The organism is Tistrella mobilis, assembly GCF_041468085.1.
In the GTDB taxonomy this organism is placed as follows: domain Bacteria; phylum Pseudomonadota; class Alphaproteobacteria; order Tistrellales; family Tistrellaceae; genus Tistrella; species Tistrella mobilis_A.
Map to the genome: position 1 here is coordinate 950,879 of NZ_CP121017.1, position 23,721 is coordinate 974,599.

General features: G+C 66.6%; 23 protein-coding genes. 9 read left to right on the plus strand and 14 right to left on the minus strand.

The genetic code is table 11. From position 1 onward, the window contains the following. Positions 1-86 precede the first annotated feature (86 nt). The 5 genes from P7L68_RS10145 to P7L68_RS10165 all read left to right on the plus strand — a co-directional run bounded on the left by P7L68_RS10145 (position 87) and on the right by P7L68_RS10165 (position 4,851). The gene (locus tag P7L68_RS10145) at positions 87-905 is read left to right on the plus strand and encodes a transporter substrate-binding domain-containing protein (protein WP_372006811.1); all 819 of its coding nucleotides are present in this window, start codon (positions 87-89) and stop codon (positions 903-905) included. Positions 906-1,015: 110 nt separating this feature from the next. Beyond that, positions 1,016-1,741 (plus strand): amino acid ABC transporter permease, encoded by a 726-nt coding sequence (locus P7L68_RS10150; protein WP_372004797.1) that lies wholly within the window; start codon positions 1,016-1,018, stop codon positions 1,739-1,741. Continuing rightward, positions 1,734-2,384, plus strand: a complete 651-nt coding sequence (locus P7L68_RS10155) for an amino acid ABC transporter permease (RefSeq protein ID WP_372004799.1) — start codon at positions 1,734-1,736, stop codon at positions 2,382-2,384. The genes P7L68_RS10150 and P7L68_RS10155 overlap by 8 nt, the downstream gene beginning before the upstream one ends. Before the next feature lie 7 nt (positions 2,385-2,391). After that, complete coding sequence (locus P7L68_RS10160) at positions 2,392-3,144, plus strand: amino acid ABC transporter ATP-binding protein (protein WP_372006812.1); 753 nt, start codon at positions 2,392-2,394, stop codon at positions 3,142-3,144. Positions 3,145-3,387: 243 nt separating this feature from the next. Further along, complete coding sequence (locus P7L68_RS10165) at positions 3,388-4,851, plus strand: PAS domain-containing methyl-accepting chemotaxis protein (protein WP_372004801.1); 1,464 nt, start codon at positions 3,388-3,390, stop codon at positions 4,849-4,851. Between the two features lie 134 nt (positions 4,852-4,985). Here P7L68_RS10165 and P7L68_RS10170 read toward each other — a convergent pair whose 3' ends face one another. Both P7L68_RS10170 and P7L68_RS10175 read right to left on the minus strand, forming a co-directional pair. Next, on the minus strand, positions 4,986-5,294 hold the full coding sequence (locus P7L68_RS10170; RefSeq protein WP_372004804.1) for a type II toxin-antitoxin system RelE/ParE family toxin: 309 nt from the start codon (positions 5,292-5,294) through the stop codon (positions 4,986-4,988). Beyond that, entirely contained in the window at positions 5,294-5,575 is a 282-nt protein-coding gene (locus tag P7L68_RS10175; protein ID WP_372004807.1) for a type II toxin-antitoxin system ParD family antitoxin, read from the minus strand. The genes P7L68_RS10170 and P7L68_RS10175 overlap by 1 nt, the downstream gene beginning before the upstream one ends. Positions 5,576-5,898: 323 nt before the next feature. Here P7L68_RS10175 and P7L68_RS10180 point away from each other — a divergent pair, with 323 nt between their 5' ends. Continuing rightward, positions 5,899-6,156, plus strand: coding sequence for a type II toxin-antitoxin system Phd/YefM family antitoxin (locus P7L68_RS10180; protein WP_372004809.1), 258 nt, complete (start codon positions 5,899-5,901; stop codon positions 6,154-6,156). Between the two features lie 257 nt (positions 6,157-6,413). Beyond that, positions 6,414-7,829, plus strand: a complete 1,416-nt coding sequence (locus P7L68_RS10185) for an NAD(P)/FAD-dependent oxidoreductase (protein WP_372004812.1) — start codon at positions 6,414-6,416, stop codon at positions 7,827-7,829. Between the two features lie 21 nt (positions 7,830-7,850). On the opposite strand, the gene P7L68_RS10190 is transcribed toward P7L68_RS10185, so the two are convergent. Beyond that, the gene (locus tag P7L68_RS10190; RefSeq protein WP_372004814.1) at positions 7,851-8,321 is read right to left on the minus strand and encodes an Lrp/AsnC family transcriptional regulator; all 471 of its coding nucleotides are present in this window, start codon (positions 8,319-8,321) and stop codon (positions 7,851-7,853) included. A 196-nt stretch (positions 8,322-8,517) separates the two neighbouring features. On the opposite strand from P7L68_RS10190, the gene P7L68_RS10195 reads away from it, so the two are divergent. After that, entirely contained in the window at positions 8,518-9,534 is a 1,017-nt protein-coding gene (locus tag P7L68_RS10195) for a 1-aminocyclopropane-1-carboxylate deaminase (protein WP_372004817.1), read from the plus strand. Positions 9,535-9,588: 54 nt separating this feature from the next. Here P7L68_RS10195 and P7L68_RS10200 read toward each other — a convergent pair whose 3' ends face one another. From P7L68_RS10200 to P7L68_RS10240, 9 genes are all read right to left on the minus strand, one after another. Then, complete coding sequence (locus tag P7L68_RS10200; RefSeq protein WP_345958366.1) at positions 9,589-10,578, minus strand: ABC transporter ATP-binding protein; 990 nt, start codon at positions 10,576-10,578, stop codon at positions 9,589-9,591. Next, positions 10,575-11,585, minus strand: a complete 1,011-nt coding sequence (locus P7L68_RS10205; RefSeq protein ID WP_372004819.1) for an ABC transporter ATP-binding protein — start codon at positions 11,583-11,585, stop codon at positions 10,575-10,577. Before P7L68_RS10205 ends, P7L68_RS10200 begins: the two co-directional genes overlap by 4 nt. Next, the gene (locus P7L68_RS10210) at positions 11,585-12,499 is read right to left on the minus strand and encodes an ABC transporter permease (RefSeq protein ID WP_372004821.1); all 915 of its coding nucleotides are present in this window, start codon (positions 12,497-12,499) and stop codon (positions 11,585-11,587) included. The genes P7L68_RS10205 and P7L68_RS10210 overlap by 1 nt, the downstream gene beginning before the upstream one ends. Next, complete coding sequence (locus P7L68_RS10215) at positions 12,496-13,515, minus strand: ABC transporter permease (RefSeq protein WP_372004823.1); 1,020 nt, start codon at positions 13,513-13,515, stop codon at positions 12,496-12,498. The genes P7L68_RS10210 and P7L68_RS10215 overlap by 4 nt, the downstream gene beginning before the upstream one ends. Positions 13,516-13,620: 105 nt before the next feature. After that, positions 13,621-15,216: an ABC transporter substrate-binding protein gene (locus tag P7L68_RS10220; protein WP_372004826.1), complete on the minus strand. Its 1,596-nt coding sequence runs from the start codon at positions 15,214-15,216 to the stop codon at positions 13,621-13,623. 121 nt (positions 15,217-15,337) lie between these two features. After that, positions 15,338-16,075, minus strand: coding sequence for a sulfite exporter TauE/SafE family protein (locus tag P7L68_RS10225; protein ID WP_062763592.1), 738 nt, complete (start codon positions 16,073-16,075; stop codon positions 15,338-15,340). Positions 16,076-16,086: 11 nt separating this feature from the next. Then, complete coding sequence (locus P7L68_RS10230; protein WP_372004829.1) at positions 16,087-17,610, minus strand: aldehyde dehydrogenase family protein; 1,524 nt, start codon at positions 17,608-17,610, stop codon at positions 16,087-16,089. Between the two features lie 43 nt (positions 17,611-17,653). Next, positions 17,654-18,583, minus strand: coding sequence for a GTP-binding protein (locus P7L68_RS10235; RefSeq protein WP_372004832.1), 930 nt, complete (start codon positions 18,581-18,583; stop codon positions 17,654-17,656). Continuing rightward, positions 18,583-20,229: an amidohydrolase gene (locus P7L68_RS10240; RefSeq protein ID WP_372004835.1), complete on the minus strand. Its 1,647-nt coding sequence runs from the start codon at positions 20,227-20,229 to the stop codon at positions 18,583-18,585. Before P7L68_RS10240 ends, P7L68_RS10235 begins: the two co-directional genes overlap by 1 nt. Positions 20,230-20,533: 304 nt before the next feature. On the opposite strand from P7L68_RS10240, the gene P7L68_RS10245 reads away from it, so the two are divergent. Then, on the plus strand, positions 20,534-21,031 hold the full coding sequence (locus P7L68_RS10245; protein ID WP_372004837.1) for a hypothetical protein: 498 nt from the start codon (positions 20,534-20,536) through the stop codon (positions 21,029-21,031). 252 nt (positions 21,032-21,283) lie between these two features. On the opposite strand, the gene P7L68_RS10250 is transcribed toward P7L68_RS10245, so the two are convergent. Further along, positions 21,284-22,066 (minus strand): hypothetical protein, encoded by a 783-nt coding sequence (locus P7L68_RS10250; protein ID WP_372004840.1) that lies wholly within the window; start codon positions 22,064-22,066, stop codon positions 21,284-21,286. A gap of 162 nt (positions 22,067-22,228) precedes the next feature. After that, on the minus strand, positions 22,229-23,695 hold the full coding sequence (locus P7L68_RS10255; protein WP_372004842.1) for a PLP-dependent aminotransferase family protein: 1,467 nt from the start codon (positions 23,693-23,695) through the stop codon (positions 22,229-22,231). Between the last annotated feature and the right edge of the window lie 26 nt (positions 23,696-23,721).

Sequence of the window (23,721 nt, forward strand, 5' to 3'; positions counted from 1 at the left end):
GTGCCGGATCCGGCCGTCCCGACCGGGGGGTCGGGGCCGGGCGATCAGGGCGAGGCGTCAACAAGCGGGGAGTGCGGGGCATGACGATGACCAGGCGGTTCGGAGCCGGGCTGCGGCGGCGCAGCGTGCTGGGGGCGATGGCGGCTGCCGTGCTGGTGGCGGCCACCGGCGGCTTCGGCATGACGGCCGAAGCGGCGGGGCTGGAGGCGATTCAGAAGGCGGGGGTGCTGCGCGTGGCGGTCCCGCAGGATTTCCCGCCCTTCGGCTCCGTCGGCCCCGACATGGCGCCGCGCGGCTATGACGTGGACATGGCCCGGCTGATCGGCGATGCGCTGGGGGTGAAGACCGAACTGGTGCCGGTGACCAGCGCCAACCGCATCCCGTATCTGACCACCGACAAGGTCGATCTGGTGATCTCCAGCCTGGGCAAGAACCCGGAACGTGAGGCGGTGATCGATTTCACCAACGCCTATGCGCCGTTCTACAACGGCGTCTTCGGCCCGGCGGATCTGAAGATTGCGGGCGCGGCCGATCTGGCCGGCCATACGGTCGGCGTCACCCGCGGGGCGATCGAGGATCTGGAGCTGTCCAAGATCGCGCCGGCCGAGGCCACCATCCGCCGCTACGAGGACAATAACGGCACCATCCAGGCTTTCCTTTCGGGACAGGTGGAGCTGGTGGCGACCGGCAATGTGGTCGCGGCCGCCATCCTTGAGCGCAACCCGCGCACCCGGCCCGAGCCCAAATTCCTGATCAAGAACTCGCCCTGCTATATCGGCGTCGCGAAGGGGGAGACGGCGCTGGTGGCAAAGGTGAACGAGATCATCGCCGCCGCCAGGGCCGATGGCCGGCTGTCGAAGATTTCGGAAACCTGGCTGGGGGCGCCGCTGCCGGCGGATCTCTGACGGCAGGGCAGACGGGGCGGGGGCGGTGACGGGTGGCCCTGCCGCCCCCGCCCTTGGCCATCCCTGCATCGGCCCTGCCCATCGGCCCACCCTTCCCGGAAGGGCAGTCCATGGCCTATCAGTTTGATTTCACGCCGATCCTGACCTATTCCGACGTGCTGCTCCGCGGGGTGGTGCTGACGGTGGAGCTGATCCTGGTCGGCGGCATTTTCGGCGTACTGCTGGGCATCCTGTGTGCCTGGGCGCGGTCGGAGCGCATACCGGTGGCGGCGGGGATCGTGGCCGCCTATGTCGAACTGATCCGCAACACGCCGTTCATCGTGCAGCTGTTCTTCATCTTCTTCGGCCTGCCCGCGGCGGGTGTGCGGCTGGGCGAGGTGGAGGCGGCGATGATCGCCATGGTGGTCAATCTGGGCGCCTATTCGGCCGAGATCATCCGCGCCGGCATCCAGGCCGTGCCCAAGGGGCAGTGGGAGGCGGCGGCGAGCCTGGGCATGACCCGGGCGGAATGCTTCCGCCATGTCGTGCTGGTGCCGGCGCTGCGCAAGATCTGGCCGGCGCTGTCCAGCCAGATCGTCATCGTGATGCTGGGCTCGTCGGTCTGCTCGCAGATCGCGGCCGAAGAGTTGAGCTTCGCCGCCAATTTCATCCAGTCGCGCAGCTTCCGCGCCTTCGAGGCCTATCTGGCGGCGACCGCGATCTATCTGGGCCTGGCCATCCTGACCCGGATGATCCTGCGCCGGCTGGGCGACCGGCTGCTCTACCGCGCCGCGCGCCATGCGGCCCTGAGCGCCGGCCGTGCCGTCGCCGTCGGCGGAGGTGCGGTCCATGGTTGAATTCGGCACGCTCGACATCCTGCGCAACCTGATCGATGCCGCGCTCTGGACGGTGGTGTTGTCGGTGATCGCCTTTGCGGGCGGCGCCCTGGTCGGGCTGGTGGCGCTGTTCGCCCTGGTCTCGGGCCGGCGGCTGCCGGTGATGCTGGCGCGCGGCTATGTCGAGGCCTTCCAGGGCACGCCGCTGCTGATGCAGCTGTTCCTGATCTTCTTCGGCCTGCCGCTGGCGGGGATCGAGGTGTCGGCCTGGACGGCGGCGATCGTGTCGCTGGTGCTGTTCACCGGCGCCTTCCTGGCCGAGATCTGGCGCGGCTGCGTGGAGGCGGTGCCCAAGGGCCAGTCCGAGGCCGCCCAGGCGCTGGCCATGTCCTATGTGGAGCGCATGCGCTGGGTGATCCTGCCCCAGGCGATGCGGATCGCGGTGCCGCCGACGGTGGGCTTCTCGGTCCAGGTGGTCAAGGGCACGGCGCTGACCTCGATCATCGGCTTCGTGGAACTGGCCAAGGCCGGCACGATGATCGCCAATGCCACCTTCGAGCCTTTCACCGTCTATGGCTTCGTGGCGCTGATCTATTTCGCGCTCTGCTACCCGCTGTCATTTGCCGCCCGCCGGCTGGAAAGGAGGCTTCATGTCGCCCGCTGAACCTGCGATGTCGCCGGCACATCATCTGCGGCCGCTGGTCGAACTTGCCGGCATCCGCAAGAGCTTCGGCCCGGTCGAAGTGCTGAAGGGGGTCGATCTTTCGGTCGAAGAGGGCCGGGTGGTGGCGCTGATCGGCCGCAGCGGATCGGGCAAGAGCACGCTGCTCCGCATCATCAACGGCCTGGAACGGCCGACCGACGGCGTGGTGACGGTGGATGGCGAACGCGCCGACGGCCGCGAAAGCGAACGGGAGCTGAAGGCGCTGCGGCTGAAGGTCGGCATGGTCTTTCAGCAGTTCAACCTGTTCCCGCATCTGTCGGCCGGCGGCAATGTCATGCTGTCGCTGAAGGTGGTGAAGAAGATGGGCACGGCCGAGGCCGAGGCGGTGGCGCGCGAGATGCTGACCAAGGTGGGCCTCGCCGACCGCTTCGATCACACGCCCGATCAGCTGTCGGGCGGGCAGCAGCAGCGCGTGGCGATCGCCCGGGCGCTGGCGATGCGGCCGAAGGTGCTGCTCTGCGACGAGATCACCTCGGCGCTCGACCCCGAACTCGTCGCCGAGGTGCTGGCGGTGGTGCGCCGGCTGGCGGAAGAGGGCATGACCCTGGTGATGGTCACCCACGAGATGCGCTTCGCCCGCGAGGTCTGCGACGAGCTGGTGTTCATGCATCAGGGCCGGATTCACGAGCGCGGTGCGCCTGCCGAACTTTTCGCAGCGCAACGTACGCCGGAGCTGGCGGCCTTCATCGGCGGGCACTGAACGGGAACACTGTCTATCATAAGAAACCACCGAGAGAAAACCATGCACCCCGACAAGATAGGGCAGCTTTCCTGAATATTCTGCAGGCATTGCGGCGCTTCGTCGCAAGTTCAGGCCCTTAACGTATTCTTCATCGCCCGCACATGAAGATGCTGCGCAGGTTCACACCATCAACAGGCGCGCATCATGTTCTGGCGGAAGAATGACGGTATGGAGGGAGCCGACGGAGAAGCGGCTCGTCAGATGGAGCTTCTCGGCCGGCATGCCGGTGTGGGGTTGTGGGATGCGGTGCTCTATCAGGGCGACGCGATGCACGCCAAGGCCTCGTGGCACTTTTCGGACGAGTTCCGCCGGCTGGTGGGCTTCGCCCATGGCGACCGGCAGGGCTTTCCCGACAAGGTGCAGTCCTGGTCCGACCGGCTGCATCCCGAGGATTCCGGCTATACCTTCGATGCCTTCGCCGCCTGCCTGAACGACAAGAGCGGCCGCACCGGCTATGACGTCACCTACCGGCTGAAGATGAAGGACGGCGCCTGGCGCTGGTTCCGCGCGGTGGGCGGCGTGGCCCGCGATGCCCAGGGCAACCCGCTGCGCGCCTGCGGCTCGCTGATCGACGTGCATGACCAGAAGGTGGATGTCGAGCGCATGGCCCTGCTGTCGCGCCATGCCGGTATCGGCCTCTGGGACGCCCAGCTCTACGAGGGCGACGCCATGCATCCGAAGGCGCAGTGGCGCTTTTCGGGCGAGTTCCGCCGCCTGGTGGGCTTCGGATCGGATGATCTGACCGGCTTTCCCGACAAGGTGAACGCCTGGTCCGACCGGATCCACCCCGAGGATACCGCGGCGACCTTTGCCGCTTTCGGCGCCTGCCTGAACGACCGCAGCGGCCGTACCGGCTATGACGTCGCCTATCGGCTGAAGATGAAGGACGGCAGCTGGCGCTGGTTCAAGGCGATCGGCGGCGTGGCCCGCGATGCCAAGGGCAACCCGCTGCGCGCCTGCGGTTCGCTGATCGACATCCATGCCCAGAAGATGGCGGAGCTTGAGAACGAGCGCGCCGAGGCCAATCGCCGCAAGGGCATCCACGAGATCGCCGACACGCTCTCGGCCCGGGTCGGCAGTTCGGCCGATCGGGCCACCGCCAACACCCAGGTCGTGGCGACGGCGACCGAGGAACTCTCGGCCTCGGTGGGCGAGATTGCCGCCCGCTCCAGCGCGGCCGCCAATGCCTCGGCGACGGCCGCGAACGAGGCGACGCGCACCAACGAGACGGTGCAGGCCCTGGTTGCGGCCGGCGAGCGCATCGGCGTGGTCATCAAGCTGATCAACAACATCGCCAGCCAGACCAATCTGCTGGCGCTGAACGCCACCATCGAAGCCGCCCGCGCCGGCGAGGCCGGCAAGGGCTTCGCGGTCGTCGCGGGCGAGGTGAAGAACCTGGCCCAGCAGACCGCCTCCGCCACCGACGAGATCGTCGAACAGATCGCCTCGGTCCAGCGCGAGGCCGCCCGCACGGTGGATGCGATCCATGCCATCTCGGCCGCCATCGGCGAGGTTCAGACCATCTCGGCCTCCATCGCCTCGGCGGTGGCCGAGCAGGACGCGGCGGCGCGCGAGATTTCCGCCAGCATCACCCAGGTCGCCCGCGATGTAGGCGACGTGTCGGAAAATGTCGGCGCGGTGACCCGGCAGCTTCGGGCCGGGTAAGCGGACGGGGCGGACGGCCAGGAACGGACGGAATGCCGCCGGGGAGGGGACTCTCCGGCGGTTTTTCTTTTTTTCAGAGGCATGTCGTGGAGCCGATGTCTACAGCTGGCGGAGGACAGGGAGACCTATCCCCTTCACAGGTCATTGTCACAGAGGATGGTCTGGTCGATATGGCGTCGACCATGCATGACACGTACGATTTCGACATCGTCACCGACGACACGATAAAGTGTCAGCCAAGAACCGGTTGTCAGCTTGCGGATGCCCGGCAGCCTGGCCCCAACCGTTGCCCCGGACTCAGGATATCGCGCAAGGCGCCACCAATGGCGCTCAATCAGGTCGAGTGTCCGGTCCGCAGCGTCGGGATTTTCCTGCGCGATATACGACCAGATTTCGATCAGGTCACGGTCGGCTCGACGGCTGCGGACGAGCCGGTAGGTCATCAGTCCTGGCCCTGCCTGGCGGCCTCGAACCGCCGCCGTGCCTCAGCTTTGACGTCCGCCATGGTCGCAAGCGTGCTGCGGCCGCTCTCAAGCCCCTCTTGCACGGCTGCGCACAGCTCTTCGACCGTGTAGCCTAGCAGGTCACGCCGCTCCTTCCATTCCCGCACGGCATCCTGCACGACATCGGCCGCGGTCGCATACTCTCCGGAAGAGACCGCGGAATGAACGGCGCCGGTCAATTCGGGGGTGAGTGCGACAGAGATTCTGCTGGTAGCGGCCATCTCTTACCTCCTGATCCGGCGACATCCATGCTTCCCGGAGCGGTCGGCCGGTTTTTGTCCACCCGGAGCTTCGGGTACCGGGTCTGCTCAATTTTCAGAGTATGGCTGTCGGGATGTCGGGTTTCAATCGGCCACCGCGTCACAGGCATGGGTTGGCAGATCCGGCCAATCATGGATCTGACGACATCATCGAGCCCCCGTAGATATTTTGTCGATAGCTGGACTGAAGGTTGTGTTTCTGCTGAACGCATCCGGCGCCCTTGACAGAAAATTGCGAACCTCATAGCTCGTGGGAGATCCGTATTTCAAGGCTGGGGGGCGAGATGCTCAAGGTCAGCGCGACGGAGTTCGAGCGGAATCTGGCCTGCTATCAGGCTGTGGCGCAAATGCAGCCGGTCCTGATCACCGGTCACGGTCATGCTGCCTCGGTCCTTATCTCGGCGGAGGAATATCGTCGGCTGAGGCGCCGGGACCGTCAGGTCATGGGCCTTTCGGATTTTACCCAGGCGGATATCGCCGCAGTGGACGTCTCTCGCCCGCCGGACTCGTCCCGGGCCTATGACGACGAGCTGCCGGGCTGACCATCTGCTTTCCGGGCATTTGTGATCCGCAGTGGTGATGGGAGGTCCGCGCACCCGAAAGGGGTGCGACGTGTGCCTGGGGTTCGCGGAAATCGGGGCAGGTGAGGCCATGATTGCCCCGGGTGTGGAGTGGTTACAAGGGGATATGCGCGGGGAGCGGGGGCCGGGGGGAACCGGTGGGTCCGGGCGTGGTTCGGGTGGCGGGTGGGGGGATGTCTGCCCATATGATAATGCGCCACAGCAGCAGGAGCCGGATCATGCCCGATCTTCATCCGCCCGAGGTGACCACCGCCCCGCCGCCCGGCGAGGTTCGCACCAGTGGACGGCGGCCGCGGGTGGTGATCGCAGGTGCCGGCTTCGGCGGGTTGCAGGCGGCGAAGGCGCTGGACGGGGCACCGGTGGAGGTGATCGTCGTCGACCGGCAGAACCATCACCTGTTTCAGCCGCTGCTGTATCAGGTGGCGACCGCGACGCTGTCGCCGGCCGATATCGCCTGGCCGATCCGCACCATCCTGCGCCGGCAGGCCAATGTCACGGTGCTGATGGCCGAGGTGGACGGCGTCGACACCGTGCGGCGCGAGCTGCGGGCCGGGGCGGCGCGCATCCCCTATGACCACCTGATCCTGGCCACGGGTGCCACCCATTCCTATTTCGGCCACGATGAATGGGCGGGGGCGGCGCCCGGGCTGAAGCGGATCGAGGATGCGACCACCATCCGGCGGCGGATCCTGCTCGCCTTCGAGCGGGCCGAGATGGCGCGGTCGGACGAAGACCGGCGCCGGCTGCTGACCTTCGTGGTGGTGGGCGGCGGCCCGACCGGGGTGGAGATGGCGGGGGCCATCGTCGAGATCGCCCGCAAGGTGCTGCCGCCGGATTTCCGGCTGGTCGATCCGCGCGCCGCCCGCATCGTGCTGGTCGAGGCCGGGCCGCGCATCCTGCCCGCCTTCCCCGAGGATCTGTCGGATTATGCCCGCCGCTCGCTGGAGGGCATGGGCGTCGAGGTCGCGACCGGCGCGCGGGTGACGGCCTGCGATGAGGGTGGCGTGTCGGTGGACCTGGCAGAGGGCGTGACGCCGGCCCCCGGCAGCGCGATCGAGGGCGGGCGGATCCCGGCCTCGACCATCATCTGGGGCGCGGGCGTGGTCGCCTCTCCCGCCGGCGGCTGGATCGCGGCGCCGCGCGATCGCGCCGGGCGGATCCGGGTGACGCCCGATCTGAGCGTGCCGGGCCATCCCGACATCTTCGCCATCGGCGACACCGCCGCCGTCACCGGCCCCGAGGGCCGGCCGGTGCCGGGCATCGCGCCGGCCGCCAAGCAGATGGGCGATTACGTGGCGCAGGTGATCCGCGCCCGAGTCGCCGGGGCACCGGCGCCCGGACCCTTCGCCTATCGCCATGAAGGCGATCTGGCGACGGTGGGCCGGCGCTCGGCGGTGGTGAAACGCGGCCGGCTGAAGCTCACCGGCTTTACCGGCTGGATGTTCTGGGGCATCGCCCATGTTTATTTCCTGGTCGGGCTGCGCTACCGCATCGCCGTGGCCTTCAAATGGCTGTGGGATTATCTGACCCTGCAGCGCGGCGCCCGGCTGATCACCGGCACCGAAGAGGACGGGCCGGTGGGCCAGGCGGTGGTGCCGGCGGCTGCGGAGGCAAAGGAGGCGGAGCGAGGCTGAGCCCCCCGTCACACCGCCCCCTCACACGGGCAGCTCGGTGGTCGACAGGATTTCTTTGAGCACGAAGAAGGTGCGGATCTGGCGCACGCCGGGCAGTTTGATGATCTCTCCGGCGTGCAGCTTGTTGAAGCGGGCAAGGTCGCGGGTGCGGAGCAGGAGGAAGTAATCCACCTCGCCCGCCACCAGATGGCATTCCAGGCAGCCGCTGAGGCTGCGGGCCGCGGTTTCGAAGGCCTCGAAGCTTTCGGGTGTGGAGCGGTCGAGCACCACGCCCACGAAGACCAGCGTGGTCATGTCCACCGCTTCCGGATCGATCATGGCGACGGTGCGGCGGATGATGCCCTGGGCCTTCAGCTTTTCCACCCGCCGCAGACAGGCGGTGGCGCTGAGATTGACCCGCCGGGCCAGTTCCGTATTCGGCAGATCGGCATCGCGCTGCAGCTGGCGCAGAATGTTGCGGTCGATACGATCCAGACTGTGATCGCCGTCCATGGCGGGCCCTCCGGGTGGCGCAGGAAAATTGCGTCCTGTGTGAGAATCATGCAGTTCAGACAGGCATCATGTCGAGATCACGACGGATTCCTCGACAGTTCCGGATCACAACGCATTTGCCCTGACGCGATGTCCGCAACACGATTCCAGGGTGGGCGGAGGGAGCCGCCCGCAACTTTCGAGGGAGGTTGCGACCATGAATCTGGATCGTTTCGCGCGTCATCGCCTGACCTTCGGCCCAAGCCCGATCGAGCGGCTGGACCGGCTGTCGGCGGCGCTGGGCGGCGGCGTCACCATCTGGGCCAAGCGCGAGGACTGCAATTCGGGCCTGGCCTTCGGCGGCAACAAGCTGCGCAAGCTGGAATATCTGGTGCCCGAGGCCCTGGCCGAAGGGGCCGATACGCTGGTCACCATCGGCGGCATCCAGTCCAACCACACCCGTCAGGTGGCGGCGGTGGCGGCGAAGCTGGGGATGCGCTGCCGGCTGGTGCAGGAGAACTGGGTCGATTATCACGATGCGGTTTATGACCGGGTCGGCAATATCCTGATGAGCCGGATCATGGGCGCCGAGGTCGAGCTGGTCGATGCCGGCTTCGGCATCTCGTTCAAGGAAAGCTGGGAACGGGCGCTGGAGGATGTCCGCCGCCGCGGCGGCCGGCCCTATGCGATCCCGGCCGGGGCGTCGGATCATCGCCTGGGCGGGCTGGGTTTCGTGGGCTTCGCCGAAGAAGTGCGGGCGCAGGAGCGCGAGCTGGGGCTGCGCTTTGATTATGTCATCGTCTGCTCGGTGACCGGCAGCACCCAGGCCGGCATGGTGGTGGGCTTCGCCGCCGACGGTCGCGCGCGCCAGGTGATCGGCATCGACGCCTCGGCCACGCCCGACGAAACCCATGCCCAGATCCTGCGGATTGCACAGCGCACCGCCGATCTGGTCGGGCTGGGCCGGCCGGTGACGGCCGAGGACGTGGTGCTGGAACGGGGCTATGCCTACCCGTCCTATGGCGTGCCGTCGGCCGAAACCAACGAGGCGATCCGGCTGGCCGCCCGGACCGAGGGCATGATCACCGACCCGGTCTATGAGGGCAAATCCATGCAGGGGATGATCGACCTGATCCGCACCGGCCGGATCCCCGCGGGCGCCAATGTGCTCTATGCCCATCTGGGCGGGGTGCCGGCGATCAACGCCTACAGCTTCCAGTATCGCAACGGTTGAGGATCAGCCGGGGGCGGCACCGTCGATCATCTGACGGTCGGCTGCTCCCGCATCTCATGCCGCCCTGAGTTCCGGGATCGGCGGTTCCAGTTCTCCGGCATAGTGGCAGGCGACCTGGTGGTCGTCGGGGAAGCGGCGCAGGGCCGGTTTTTCGGTGCGGCAGCGGTCGGTGGCGAAGGGGCAGCGGCCGGCGAAGCGGCAGCCCGGGGGCGGGTCGATCGGGCTCGGCGGTTCGCCGGTGATGGTGAAGCGCTCCGCGGGCGCCGTGCCGGCATGGCGTTCCGGCGACAGCGCCGAGGCCATCAGCGACCAGGTATAGGGGTGGCGGGCACTGGCGAAGAGCCGGCCGGTCGGGGCCTGTTCGACGAATTCGCCCAGATACATCACCGCCACCCGGGTGCAGATGTGCTGTACCACCGCCAGATCGTGCGAGATGAAGACGTAGGTGAGGCCGCGATCGCGCTGCAGGCCCTTGAGCAGGTTCAGGATCTGGGCCTGGATGGCGACGTCCAGCGCCGAGACCGGCTCGTCGCAGACCACCAGTTTCGGGCTGGTGACCATGGCCCGCGCGATGCACAGCCGCTGGCGCTGGCCGCCCGAGAACTGGTGCGGGAACAGCCGGCGGGCATCGGGGTGCAGCCCCACCTGCCGGAACATGGCGTCGACCTGGCCGTCGCGGTCGGATTTCGCCCCCAGATTCATCAGGTCCAGCGGCTCGCGCACTGCCGCACCGGCGCGCAGCCGCGGGTTCAGCGAGGAGAACGGGTCCTGAAACACCATCTGGATCATCGGGCGGAGCCGGCGCAGCGCCTCGCCCGAGGCGGTGCCGAGATCATGGCCGTCGAGGCGGATATGACCCTCGACCGGATCGACCAGACGCATCAGCGCCCGGGCGGTGGTGGACTTGCCCGAGCCGCTTTCGCCGACGATGCCGAAGCATTCACCCTCTGCGACCTGAAAGCTGACCCCGTCGACCGCATGCACGGTCTTGCCCGAGGGCAGGGGGAAATGGACCTTGAGGTCTTCGACCGAAAACAGGCTCATGGCCGCGCCTCCGTGCCATGGGGGGTGACGTGCCAGCAGAGCGCCGCCTGGGCGGGGCCGGTCGGCACCAGCGGCGGCGCCTCGGCATGGCAGCGGGCATCGGCCAGGCCGCAGCGCGGGCCGAAACGACAGGCCCGCGGGAAGCGGCCGAGCGGCGGCACCATGCCCGGGATCTCGCCCAGGCCGCGCGGATCGGGCTCAAGGGCGGCGGCGCCGAGCCGGAGCCGGGGCGTGCAGGACATGAGACCGCGCGTATAGGGATGCGAGGGGGCGCCCAGAATGGCATCGACCGGGCCGCGTTCGACGCATTTGCCGGCATAGAGCACCGCGACCTCGTCGGCCATGTCGGCGACCGCCCCCAGATCATGGGTGATCAGCAGGATGGCGGTGCCGGTGTCCATCTGGAGTTCGTGCAACAGCCTGAAGATCTGCGCCTGAACGGTGACGTCGAGGGCGGTGGTCGGCTCGTCGGCGATGATCACCCGCGGCCGGCAGGCCAGCGCGATGGCGATCATCACCCGCTGGCGCATGCCGCCCGACAGCTCGTGCGGATAGGCGTCGAGCCGCTGTTCGGGGCCGGGGATGTGGACCGCGCGCAGCATTTCCAGCGCGATCTCGCGCGCTTCCGCCCGGCTGCGGCCCTGATGCAGTTCCACCACCTCGGCGATCTGCCGCCCCACGGTCATCACCGGGTTGAGCGAGGTCATCGGCTCCTGAAAGATCATCGAGATGGCGTTGCCGCGCAGCTGGCGCAGCCGCGGGGCGGCAAGGCGGGTCAGGTCTTCGCCGTCAAACAGGATCTCGCCGCCGGTGACCGCGAAGCGTTCAGGCAGCAGACCCATGGTGGCGAGTGCGGTCATCGACTTGCCGCAGCCGCTTTCGCCGACCACGCCCAGCGTGCGCCCGGCATGGAGGTCGAGCGAGACCCCGTCGAGGACCGAGAGCGACCGGCCGCCGATGTCGACCTCGACCTTCAGGTCGCGGATGGAGAGGATCGGATCGGCCATCACCGCTTCCTCAGCTTGGGGTTCAGCGCATCATTGATGCCGTCGCCGACCAGGCTGATCGCCAGGACGGTGATGAAGATCGCCACACCCGGCAGGGTGACGGTCCACCAGGCATCGAGCAGGTAATTGCGGTTCTGGCCGATGATCAGCCCCCAGGACATGGTGTTGGGATCGCCGAGCCCCAGGAAGCTCAACCCCGCTTCGAACAGGATGGCAGTGCCGACGGCAAGGCCCGCCGCCACCACCAGCGGCGGCAGGGCGCCCGGCAGGATCACCCGGAAGATCAGATAGGCGTCGCGGGCGCCCGAGGTGCGGGCGGCGGCGACATAGTCGAGCTTGCGGATGCGCAGGAATTCCGCCCGGGCAAGGCGGGCCACCTGCGGCCAGGCGACCGCGCCGATCGCGACGGTGATGATCGGCAGCGAGGCGCCGAAGATGGTGACCAGCACCATGGCCAGCAGCAGCGGCGGCAGGATCTGGAAGAATTCCGTCACCTTCATCAGCGCCGCATCCATGACGCCGCCGAAATAGCCGGCGAGCGAGCCGATCAGAATGCCGATCCCCACCGAGATGGCGGCGGCGGTGCCGCCGACCGCAAGCGTCGCCCGGCCGCCGGCGATGATGCCGGCCAGGATGTCGCGGCCCAGATAATCGGTGCCGAAGGGCGCGTAGTCGCCCAAGGGCGGGGTGAAGGGCACGTCGACCATCGAATAGGGATCGACCGGGTAGAGAACCGGCCCGACGAAGGTTGCAAGCAGCACCAGGGCCAGCAGCAGAATGCCCAGAATGGCCGACTGGTTGCGGGCGAAGGCGCGGAAGAACTCGACGGCCGGATGCACCGGGCGCGGTGCGTCCGGGGCCGGGTCGGCGGCCGGCGCGGAGACGCCTGCGGCGGTTGCGGTCTGGTCGGTCATCGCGGGGCTCCGGTGACTTTGGGCTTGCGCGCGGCAGCGGGCTTGCGGGTGCGGATGCGCGGATCGACGAGGCCATAGGCGATGTCGGTGAGGATGTTGGCCACCACCACCAGGATCGCCGAGAAGAACAGGATCCCGAGCAGGGTGGGATAGTCGCGGCGCAGGATGCTTTCGAAGGCGAGCCGGCCGAGGCCCGGCCAGTTGAACACCGTCTCGACCAGCACGGCGCCGGCGAAGAGCTGGCCGAATTGCAGCCCGACCATGGTCACCACCGGGATCAGCGCATTGCGCAGCGCATGGCCATAGACCACGCGGCGCTCGCTCAACCCCTTGGCGCGGGCGGTGCGGATGTAATCGGCCCCCAGCACGTCGAGCATGGTGGCGCGCGACAGCCGGGAATAGATCGCGATGTAGATCGAGGCGAGCGTCACCGCCGGCAGCACCAGATGGTGGGCGACATCGGCCACGCCGCCGAGGAAGGTTTCGGCGCCGCGGACATCGGCCATGCCCGAGACCGGGAACAGCGGCAGGATCGACGAGAACAGGATGACCAGCATCAGCCCGGTCCAGAACACCGGCGCCGAATACCCGGCGAGCGAGACCAGCGTCACCAGATAGTTGAGCGGGCCGCGCGGCCGGCGGGCGGAGAAGATGCCGAGCAGCGTGCCGACCAGCACCGCGACCGCAAGTGCCGTCACCACCAGCAGGATCGTCGCCGGCAGCCGCTGGAGGATCAGCGACAGCACCGGTTCCTTGAAATAATAGGAGAAGCCGAAATCGCCGTGGAGGATCTTCCAGACATAGACCCCGAGCTGGACGTGCAGCGGCTGGTCGAGCCCGTATTCCGCCCGCATGCGGGCGATCAGCTCTTCCGAGGCGCCGCCCATCTCGCCGACGATGACCGAAACCGGATCACCCGGCGCCATCTGGATCAGCAGGAAGTTCAGCACCACCACCGCCAGCAGCAGGCCGAGGGTCGATGCCAGGCGGCTGAAAAGGGGAAGCAGGCGTTTCATGTCGTGCCCCGGCTCGTGGATCGGGTGGGACGGGCGGGCGCGGGGGAATGGATGGGGGTGATGCGGCCCAGGCAGGCCGCACCACCCACGCGCCGGCAGAGACGGTTACTTCTTGTCCCAGTAGACCTCGTCCATGGGCGAGGCGGCACCCCAGATGGTGAGCGGCGGGTTCTTCAGGTTGGATTTGTAGACCGTGTTGAACGGCGTGACGTTCAGGTACAGGATCGGCGCGTCGTCGACGACGATCTTCTGGAACTCTGCATAGAGCGCCGCGCGCTTCGCCGGATCCATCTCCTGGCCGGCCTGTTCCAGAATGCGGTCGACGTCCGGGTTGCTGTACTGCTGGGTGTTGGACCAGATCACACCCTTGCGGATGTTCGACGACACATAGGTGCGGTTCACGCCGATGACCGGGTCGCCCCAGTTGTAGACATTGTCTTCGGTGACGTCGAAATCATAGTTGGAGATGCGCTGCGCCCAGGTCGGGAAGTCGGGCGAATTGCGGACCTCGACCTCGATGCCGACCTGACGGAGCTGGGTGCGCAGATATTCGACGATGTTGCGCCCCTGATCGGTGAAGCCGGGGATGTAGTCGGCGGTCATCTTCAGGCGCACGCCATCGGCACCGGGCTTGAGCCCGGCCTTGTCGAGCAGCTCTTTCGCCTTGGCCAGATCCAGATCGTAATGTTCGACCTGATCGGTGGCGAGCGGCGAGGAGGGCACGATCGGCCCGTAGGCCCGCTGGGCGACACCGCCGAGCAGGCGGTCCAGGATGAACTTCTTGTCGATCGCATAGCCGATCGCGCGGCGCACATCCGGGTTGTCGAAGGGCGGCTTCTTCGTGTTGAAGGCCAGCCAGTTGAGGGCGCCGAAGCCGTCGGACCCCTTGTCCGAGACGGTCAGCCCCTCGGTCTTCTGCAGCATCTGGATGTCGCGGACGGCCGAGACATAGGGCACCAGATCCAGGTCACCCCGGCGCATCGACAGCACCATGCTGGTCGGGTCGCCGATGATCTGGACGATGACCTCGTCCAGATAGGGGCGGCCCTTGATGAAGAAGTTCGGATTCTTCTTCAGCTTGTAGTATTCGCCCTGCTTGTATTCCTCGAAGACGAAGGGGCCCGAGCCGACCGGCTTCAGGTTGGCGGGGTTGGACTGGATGTCGCCCTGGCCATAGACGTGTTCGGGCAGGATCGGCATCAGCGCCGGCGACATCGCCAGCAGCAGCGCGGGATGCGGATGGGCGAGTTTGATGACCGCGGTCTGCGGGTCCGGCGTTTCGACGTCGGTGACCGGCGCCAGCATGGTGGTGAAGGGGTGGTTCTTCTTGATCGTCATGATCGAGAATTTCACGTCTTCCGACGTGATCGGCTGGCCGTCATGGAAGGTCGCCCCCTCCACCAGATGCAGCGTCACCGACAGGCCGTCGGCCGCCACCTCCCAGCTTTTGGCCAGATAGGGCTGCGGGTTCCAGTTGGCGTCATAGCGCAGCGGGCTGGCGAAGATCTGGGTCGAGGCAAGCGCCGTCGCCTGGCCGGACTGAATGGCGCCGTTGAAATGGCGCGGCACCTGGGTGGTGCCGACCACCAGCGTGCCGCCGTCTTCGGGCGCCGCCTTGGCCCCCGCCCCGCCGAGCGCCGTGGCCCCAAGGGCGAGTGCGACCGCGGCCGCGAGCGTGAACTGCTTCAGTCTGTTCAGCATGTGATGCCGTCCCCCGTTCTTGTCAGGTCGATCTGGCCGTTTCGGCCTCTCTGTCAGCTCTGGTCTTGTTTTTGGGTCGTCTGTCTTGTGGTCGTCTGTCTTGTGGTCGGGAGGGCCGCGGTCAGGGCAGACCGTTCAGCCCCCGCAAGGCGGAGATGCCGGCCGTGATCGCAAGCAGGCCGATCGCGGCGCGGCGGTAGTTGCCCTCGCTCAACCGGGCGAAGACCCGGCCGCCGGCCCAGGTGCCGACGATCAGCGCCGGCAGCGCCACCAGGGCGGCGACGACCTGGTCGCGATGCAGCTGGCCGGCCAGGGCGAGGCCCGGCAGGGCCATGAGCGAGGTGAAGAAGAAGAAGACCATCAGCGAGGCGCGCACCCGTTTCGCCGGGGTGGCGGTGCCGAGGAAATAGGCGATGGCCGGCGGCCCCGGCATGGCGGCGAGCCCCGAGAACAGGCCGGCCACCAGGCCGGCGCCGACCGCGCTGCCGCGGCCCGGGCGCAGCAGCCCCTGGGGGCGGCCGATCAGCACGGCCAGGCCCAGCATCACCACGCCGGCGATCACGATGCGCATCACATCCGGGCTCAACCGGTCGAGCAGCCAGATGCCGGGCATGGTGCCCAGAACCGCGCCCAGCGACAGGAAGGCGAGGGTGCGATGGTCGGTGTCGGCCCTGAGTGCCACCACGTCGCGCAGGCCGACGAAGCTTTGCAGCAGCAGCGCCACCGCGACGGCCTGGGCGGGGGGAACGGCCAGGCTCATCAGCGGCACGGCGGCCAGCGCGAAGCCGAAGCCGGTGATCCCGCGAAGGATGGCCGCCGCGAAGACGGCCGGAACGACGATAAGAAGGGTGCCCGACATCCGGCTCCGGCTCAGTCGAAATTGATGACGATGGTCTTCTTGCGGGTGAAGTGCTCCAGCATCGCTTCCAGCGAGGCTTCCTTGCCGAGCCCCGAGCGGCCGAAACCACCATAGGAGACATTGGGCTGGATGGTCAGGTTCTGGTTCACCTGCACATAGCCGGCATCGATGCGCTGCGTGGCATCGAGCGCGGTGGAGAGAGAGGCGGTCCAGACCGTGGCCGCAAGCCCGTAATGGGTGGCGTTGGCGCGGGCGATCACCGCGTCGTAATCCGTCCAGGGCTGGATGACCGCCACGGGGCCGAAGATCTCTTCCTGCACGCAGGGGTGATCATCGGCGATGTCGGTGAGCAGGGTGGGCTGCATGAACAGCGCAGGATCGAGGGCGGGATCGTCTGGCAGGCGGCCGCAGCGGGTGATGCGGGCGCCGTCGCCCTCGGCCAGATCCAGATAGCGGCGGATGGTCGCCATCTGCTTCGCCGAGATGATCGTGCCGACATCGGTCGCCTCGTCGAGCGGATCGCCGATGACCAGCTGGTCGAGCCGGGCGGTGAGCGCCGCCAGAAAGGCGTCGTACAGCGCCTGATGGACATAGATCCGGCTGGAGGCGGTGCAGCTCTGGCCCTGGCGGGTGAAGCGCATGCCCGAAACCGCGCCCTCGACCGCCTTGGCCAGATCGGCATCGGCGCAGACGATCATCGGGCTCTTGCCGCCCAGCTCCAGGCTGACCGGCACGATCCGCCGGGCGCCGGCCTCGTAGACCGCCTGGCCGACCGCTTCCGACCCGGTGAAGGTGATCTTGGCGACATCGGGATGGCTCGTGAGGGCGGCACCGCAGAGGGCGCCGGTTCCCGAGACGACATTGATCACGCCCGCCGGCAGGTGGCGGGCCAGGATGGCGGCGGCGGCGAAGGTGGCATAGGGCGCCTCTTCCGAGGCCTTGACCACCACCGTATTGCCGGCAACCAGCGCGGGCGCGATCTTCAGCATCATCAGCACCAGCGGCACGTTCCAGGGCAGGATCGCGGCGACGACGCCCAGCGGCTCGCGGGTGGTCATGGTCAGCATGCGCGGGTTGAAGGGGATGGTCTCACCCTTCAGTTCCGATCCGAGCCCGCCATAGAATTCCAGGATGTCGGCGGCGGTGCGCAGCTCGCCCCGGCATTCGGTGCGGATCGCCTTGCCGGTTTCCAGCGCCAGCACCCGGGCCAGATCCTCCAGCTCGTCGAGGATGGCACGGCCGGCGGCGGCGACCCGGCGGCCGCGATCGCGGGCCGGCATCGCCGCCCAGCCGGGCCAGGCCGCCCGGGCCGCCGCGACGGCGGCATCCACTTCGGCCGGGCCGGATGCGGCGGTGACGCCGATGTCTGCGCCGGTGGCAGGCGCGATCACCGGCAGGGTCGCCGCGGCGGCAATGCGCTCGCCGCCGATCAGGTTCAGGCCCTGCCAGGCGGCGATGATGGCGTCGGCGGCCGGAGCTGTGGGGGCGGCCTGGGCTATGGGGGCGGCCTGGGCTGTGGACGTCTGCACGGTCATGATGCGGGGCTCCGGGGGCGAGAATGAAAAAGGGGGGCGGCCATCAGTCTGCGTCGCCGCGCAACAGGGCGGCGAGATCGAGGCCGGGGGTGCTGGCGATGGCCATCAGCCGGGTGGCGGGCGCCTGATCCGGGGCGCCGTGATCCCGCGTGTCGGGGCCGAATTCCCACTGCCCCTGCACCCATTGCAGCAGCTGGGGGTGGGGGGCATCGGTGAACTGCACCCAGCCCTTCAGGCGCAGCAGGCTGCGCGGCAGGCGGCCGAGCGCCCGGTTCAGGGCGGCACGGTCGAAGGGCTGCGGGTCGGTCAGGGTCAGCGGATGGAAGATGCGGTCGTGGCCGGCGTGGTGATGGCCGTGCGGGGCGGCCGCGAAGATGGTGACCTCGTCGCGCACCAGCAGCGCGGCCGGGATTTCGGCCCGCACGGTTTCGATCACCGGCCGGCCGGGGGCCAGGCGGCGCAGCGCCGCCCGCGCGGCATCGCGCGCCTGCGGGCCGGCCATGTCGACGCGGTTGAGCAGGATCAGATCGGCGCCGTCGAACTGGCGGGCGACGGTGTCGCCGACCAGCGGATCTTCCAGTTGGTCGGGCAGGTTGGCGGCATCGGCGAGCGTCACCACCAGATCCAGATGCAGGGCCGGGTCGAGCAGGGCGTATTCGGCCACCCGCCGCGGCTCTCCCACACCGCTGGTCTCGATCAGGATCCGCGCCGGGGCGGCCGCGACCGCCCGTGCGATGGCGGAAGCGAGCCCGTCGGCCATGGAACAGCAGATGCAGCCATTGGCGAGTTCGAAGGTGAGGCCGTCGCCGGAGTTGAGGACGGCGGCATCGACGTTGATTTCGCCGAAATCATTGACCAGAACCGCGGTGCGGGCCGGGCTTTCGGCCAGCAGCCGGTTCATCAGCGTGGTCTTGCCGCTGCCGAGAAAGCCGCCGATCACCGAGACCGGTATGGTCGCAGGCGGGGGCGACATCACGCGGCTCCGATCGCGCTCTGGTGCGGCGTGCCGCCCAGGATGGTGCCCCAGATCCGGACATCCTTCAGCGCCTGGGGCGCGATCCCGGTGGGATCGTCCTCCAGCACCGCGAAATCGGCATATTTCCCGACCTCGATCGAGCCGACGACATGGTCGAGACGCAGCTGCCAGGCGGCGCCCAGCGTGATGGCGTGGAGCGCGTCGGCGACGCTGATCTTCTCTTCCGGGCCAAGCTCGCGGCCGGTGGCCGTCTGCCGGTTGACCGCACACCAGGCGGTGAAGAGGGGGGCGAGCGGGGTGATCGGCGCGTCGGAATGCATGGCGAAGCGCACCCCTTCGGCCATGGCCGTGCCGCAGGCATCCATGCGCCGGGCGCGATCGGGGCCCATGGTCAGGGCGGCGTGCTGATCGCCCCAGTAATAGATGTGGTTGGCGAACAGATTGGCGGCGATGCCGAGCGCCGCCATGCGCCGGAACTGCGCGGCATCGGCCATCTGGCAGTGCTGAAGCACATGGCGATGATCGGGGAAGGGGGCCTCCGCCAGGGCTTCGGCCAGGCAGTCGATGGCGAATTCCGAGGCCTGGTCGCCATTGACATGGATGTGCATCTGGATGCCGGCGGCGTTATAGGCCTTCATCTGCGCCTTCAGCACGGCCGGCGGCTGGTTCCAGATGCCGTTGGGGGCGCCGTTGTGATAGCCGGGCCATTTCAGCCGGGCGGTGAAGCCCTGGATCGAGCCGTCGGTCATCACCTTGACGAGGCCCGGATGGAATTTGTCGTTGGCGCGCTCTTTCAGAACCGCCATGCGGGCGATGCCGGCCTCGGGCGCCCAGGCGGCGGCGGCCATGGCCGGGGCGATCCGCACCGGGAAATCCTCGGCCGTGGTGGCGGCGACATAGGCATCGAGTGCGGCATCGTCGAGCGGCGCGTAAAGATCGGTGCAGGTGGTGACGCCGGCATTGGTGGCGGAGCGGCCGAAACGGCGGAGCGAGGCGATGCTGGTTTCGGTGAGGGCGAATTTCGCGCCCACGGCCTGGCGGGCATACTGCATCGCCGCCATTTCCTGCAACTCGCCGGTGACGTCGCCCTGGCCGTCGCGCAGGATGCCCTCGACGCCGGTCACCTGGAAGAGGCCGCCCCGGTCCAGCACCACGGTGTTGACGTTCATGATGTGGAAGCTGGCATGCATGACCAGCACCGGCCGGGTGGTCGAGACCCGGTCCAGATCATGCCGGGTCATGCGCGCGCCGCCGTAATAGATCGGATCGAAGCCCCAGGCGAGCAGCGGCTGATCGGGATCGGTGAGCGCTGCTTCCGCCCGCTGGAGGCGCTGGACCGCGTCTTCGATGGACCTGATCCCGCCTTCCAGGCTGCCTTCGGGGGAATGGCGCGGGAAGAAGCCGAGGAAGGTATCGGCCCAGACCGCGCCTTCCATCGCATGGCAATGCGCCTCGACCAGGCCGGGCATCAGCACCTTGTCGGCAAAGCGATCATCGATCGGGGCTCCCCAGCCGGCCGCATCTTCGGCATCACCCACCGCCAGGATCCGCCCCTCACGTATCGCCACATGGGTGGCGACGGGGCGGTTGCGCGCCATGGTCAGGATTTTCCGGGCGCGGAAGACCTTGATCGGTTCGGACATCGGGTTCCCTCATCAGCAGCGGTCTTCACGACGCTATGAGGGCAGGGCAAAGGGGGACAGGGCCAGGGGGGGAGGTTGGGATGGGCCAGGATGTTCCGGCCGGGGCATGGGGTGGGGGCGGGATGTGCGGATGACAGGAACGGGTGGCAAAGGGGGATCCTTCGCTCTCTCGACCAATCCAGCGTCGCGTCATCCTCATGCACTGGCATGTATTTTATTAAAATTCGAGAAATATTGACTCAGGAATCCTTTAAGTCATACAATTCAATCATTGGTTGTGTTTTGCAGCTGGGGGAGGTTGGTCATGGCGCGGTTAGGACGTGAGGTTTGGGGGCAGCCGATTGCCCGGCATCAACAGCAGGTTATTGATCTGGTGTATGCCGGACGCTGCAAAGATGCTGCTTTGTATGACTCGCCGCAAAATATTGGACGCGCCTATTTACAAGGGGTTGCTGAGCTTCAGCGATACATAGGACATGAATACGGCTTTGATCAGAAATTTCAGAATATCGCGAACTTTACAAATGAATGGATATCACATGTCGATTATATACATGAGCAATTTGTCGAATCTACGGATAACGTGAACGGTATTCGTTCCAGGGATGTTCAATATGCTCTTGATGTTCTGGTTAACGGATTTTCCACCGGCGGTCTGCTGATGGAGATCGCGAAGGATATAGCTGGAGTCGTCATATCGGGGAGTATATCCAAAGCTGCCCGATATCATGCAGCACAGTTGGAATATAAAGAAAAGGTTGAGGAATACATCGTGCTTGAGGTTGTGGGAAGGCGTGGTTGATGGAGGGCTGCCATCGTTCAGAGTCCGGAAGGCCTGACCTTCCGGGCTCCTTGCGGCACTCAGCTCATATCGTTCATCCGACGGTTGCCAGGCAACATGATGTATGACGACGGTGGGAGACATGCCTGGCGCTTGGTGTCTCCGCGCCGGTCAGATAAGCATGAACGACACGGCAACAATGCCCGGTGATCGTCGGTGACTGTTGTATCAATCAGGTAGCCACGGATTCCTACCTGGATATTCCAGAGTCTTCTACTTTGGTTTATCAATCATTTCCGAAGCAAGAGCAATAAAAAACGTCACAAAGAAAAACAGGGAGATTCCATAGAACGTATTCACTACGACTCCAAAAAAACTTCCGCCGATTTTCAGGGAGTCACCTGAAAATATGGAGGCGATTGTCAAAGTTCCTTTAAGTGCATCAATGGGATCCTTGACGTCAGATTCATTTGAAAATAATCCCAGGACCGTGCCCGTATAGCTTACGACACTATAACTGACAGCCAATGTCAGAAGTTGGATGGCGGCCATGTCTGCGAAATGACTACGGGCAAGTCTTTTATGCTCATCTTCATCTATTTTTGAGAAATCCAGGCCCGTCTGGCGAATGATCCCAGATTTATTTATTTCAGAAAAGATCATATTGTAGCTTTGCGTGCGCATTAAATGGACATCATGCATGATCTGGAAGGTCATGATCCAGGCTCCGATGAAAACGCCCCAGAGCACAGGGGGATACACAAGCCACTGCGGATAGAAAACTTGAAGAATAATTAATGGGCATATTATCCCCGAGCTGCTTAATACAAAGCCGATAAATTTGAAGAGAAAGCTGGCCTGTAAGATGCCATCCGTGATGAGGAAGCGGTATGGGCGTCCGATGTAGGGAAACGCACCTGGAATAGAAAGTAAAGCGTACGCGATGCCCCCAAGCGGGTGAGCATATCGCCTCATTAATACGGTTATGAACGTGACTGACACTCCAAGAAGAATTTCCAGGAGCAACGGTGTAACTCCCCACAAATCGTCCAGCATGGTCTTCCCCCAGAAGGTTTAAGAAACAAAAAGTAGTATAATTTGTAAAAACAAAATCAAAAGTTGATAAATAGCTCGTTGCATTTTACAGCAGCCGGGCTGTTGCCCGTTGCGGGAAGGGCCGTCGCGCTTCCGCACGAAAAAAATGGAAATGGGCCCTGATCAGCCGGTTGCCCGCCCGACCTCCCGCGCCGCCCGCCCCAGCCTTTCCAGCCCCGGATCGATGCGGCGTTCCGAGATGTAGGAGATGCCGAGGCGGATGAAGCGGCCGGCCTGGGCTTCGGGCATGAAAGGGTCGCCGGATTCGATCAGCACGCCCAGATCGGCGGCGCGGTCGGCCAGCGCGCGGCCGTCGATGTCGGGCGGGCATTCGAGCCAGAGGCAGGAGCCGCCGGTGGCGGGGGAGCGGCGGAAGCCGGGGAGGTGGCGGTCGCAGCCGTCGGCCATCCGGCGCCAGCGGGCCTCGTGGGCGGTGCGCAGCGAGCGGAGCAGGGCGGTGTAGTGGCCCTCCGCCAGGAAGATGCCGGCGGTGCGCTGGTTGTTGAGCGGCGTGGAGCGGTGCATCAGCCGGCGCAGCCACAGCGCCTCGCGGATCAGGGCGGCATCGGCGACCATGAAGCCGATCCGCACCCCCGGCGCGAGCACCTTGGACATGGTGCCGAGATAGACCACCCGGCCGTCGGTATCGCGGGATTTGAGCGTGCCCGCCTCTCCCGATCCTGAGAGTTCGCCTTCGAAATCATCCTCGATCAGGATCGTGCCATGGGCGCGGGCGGTAGCGTAGATCCGGTCGCGGCGGCGCTCGCTCATCGAGACCATGGTCGGGCATTGATGGGCGGGGGTGAGCACCGCGAGGTCGAGCGGGCCGGCACCTGAGAGATCGGCGCCTTCGGCATCGACCGGGAGGTCGACGATCTCCGCCTGTTCGGCCGCGAAGATGTTGCGGCCGTCGGGATAGCCCGGCACCTCGATCCCCACCCGGGTGCCGCGGCGGGCGAGCAGGCGGGCGAGCAGATAGATGCCCTGCTGGGTGCCCAGCGTCACCAGGATCTGGTCCTCGCGCACGAAGATGCCGCGCTGGGGCAGGATCTGGGTGCGGATCTGCTCGATCAGCAGCGGGTCGTCTTCAACCGCGCGATCGGCCGTCCACCAGTCGATGGCGGCCCGGCCCAGCGCATCGCGCGAGCAGGTGCGCCAGGTGTTGATCGGGAACAGGTTCGGGTCGACCTGGCCGTAGATGAAGGGATAGTCGAAATCCTGCCAGTTCGACGGCTTGACGATGTGGCGGAGTGTCGACGGCGCCTGTTTCAGCCGGCCCTGCCAGTTGATCGCGCCGCCGCGCAGCGGCGCCTGCGCCTCCGTCCGGATCTGCCCGGCATCCGCCGGCAGACCGCGGCCGACGAAATAGCCCTGGCGGGGCAGGGCGTCGAGATAGCCGCGGGCGACCAGTTCCTCGTAGACGGCGGTGACCGTGTTGCGGGCGATGCCGAGCTGTTCGGCCAGCCGGCGCGAGGGCAGCAGCTTCTGCCCCGGGGTCATCTGCCCGGCATGAATGGCCGCGATGATCGAGCGGCGCAACTGCGACTGGATCGATTCGTCGCTCTGCCGTTCGAGGACGGATATCGACATGCGGAGGCCTTCCTGGGAGGTCGTTC

Coding starts and splice junctions, on each gene's coding strand:
- P7L68_RS10145 (WP_372006811.1), top strand. CDS start 87: ATGACCAGGCGGTTCGGAGCCGGGCTGCGGCGGCGCAGCGTGCTGGGG.
- P7L68_RS10150 (WP_372004797.1), top strand. CDS start 1,016: ATGGCCTATCAGTTTGATTTCACGCCGATCCTGACCTATTCCGACGTG.
- P7L68_RS10155 (WP_372004799.1), top strand. CDS start 1,734: ATGGTTGAATTCGGCACGCTCGACATCCTGCGCAACCTGATCGATGCC.
- P7L68_RS10160 (WP_372006812.1), top strand. CDS start 2,392: ATGTCGCCGGCACATCATCTGCGGCCGCTGGTCGAACTTGCCGGCATC.
- P7L68_RS10165 (WP_372004801.1), top strand. CDS start 3,388: ATGGAGCTTCTCGGCCGGCATGCCGGTGTGGGGTTGTGGGATGCGGTG.
- P7L68_RS10170 (WP_372004804.1), bottom strand. CDS start 5,294: ATGACCTACCGGCTCGTCCGCAGCCGTCGAGCCGACCGTGACCTGATC.
- P7L68_RS10175 (WP_372004807.1), bottom strand. CDS start 5,575: ATGGCCGCTACCAGCAGAATCTCTGTCGCACTCACCCCCGAATTGACC.
- P7L68_RS10180 (WP_372004809.1), top strand. CDS start 5,899: ATGCTCAAGGTCAGCGCGACGGAGTTCGAGCGGAATCTGGCCTGCTAT.
- P7L68_RS10185 (WP_372004812.1), top strand. CDS start 6,414: ATGCCCGATCTTCATCCGCCCGAGGTGACCACCGCCCCGCCGCCCGGC.
- P7L68_RS10190 (WP_372004814.1), bottom strand. CDS start 8,321: ATGGACGGCGATCACAGTCTGGATCGTATCGACCGCAACATTCTGCGC.
- P7L68_RS10195 (WP_372004817.1), top strand. CDS start 8,518: ATGAATCTGGATCGTTTCGCGCGTCATCGCCTGACCTTCGGCCCAAGC.
- P7L68_RS10200 (WP_345958366.1), bottom strand. CDS start 10,578: ATGAGCCTGTTTTCGGTCGAAGACCTCAAGGTCCATTTCCCCCTGCCC.
- P7L68_RS10205 (WP_372004819.1), bottom strand. CDS start 11,585: ATGGCCGATCCGATCCTCTCCATCCGCGACCTGAAGGTCGAGGTCGAC.
- P7L68_RS10210 (WP_372004821.1), bottom strand. CDS start 12,499: ATGACCGACCAGACCGCAACCGCCGCAGGCGTCTCCGCGCCGGCCGCC.
- P7L68_RS10215 (WP_372004823.1), bottom strand. CDS start 13,515: ATGAAACGCCTGCTTCCCCTTTTCAGCCGCCTGGCATCGACCCTCGGC.
- P7L68_RS10220 (WP_372004826.1), bottom strand. CDS start 15,216: ATGCTGAACAGACTGAAGCAGTTCACGCTCGCGGCCGCGGTCGCACTC.
- P7L68_RS10225 (WP_062763592.1), bottom strand. CDS start 16,075: ATGTCGGGCACCCTTCTTATCGTCGTTCCGGCCGTCTTCGCGGCGGCC.
- P7L68_RS10230 (WP_372004829.1), bottom strand. CDS start 17,610: ATGACCGTGCAGACGTCCACAGCCCAGGCCGCCCCCATAGCCCAGGCC.
- P7L68_RS10235 (WP_372004832.1), bottom strand. CDS start 18,583: ATGTCGCCCCCGCCTGCGACCATACCGGTCTCGGTGATCGGCGGCTTT.
- P7L68_RS10240 (WP_372004835.1), bottom strand. CDS start 20,229: ATGTCCGAACCGATCAAGGTCTTCCGCGCCCGGAAAATCCTGACCATG.
- P7L68_RS10245 (WP_372004837.1), top strand. CDS start 20,534: ATGGCGCGGTTAGGACGTGAGGTTTGGGGGCAGCCGATTGCCCGGCAT.
- P7L68_RS10250 (WP_372004840.1), bottom strand. CDS start 22,066: ATGCTGGACGATTTGTGGGGAGTTACACCGTTGCTCCTGGAAATTCTT.
- P7L68_RS10255 (WP_372004842.1), bottom strand. CDS start 23,695: ATGTCGATATCCGTCCTCGAACGGCAGAGCGACGAATCGATCCAGTCG.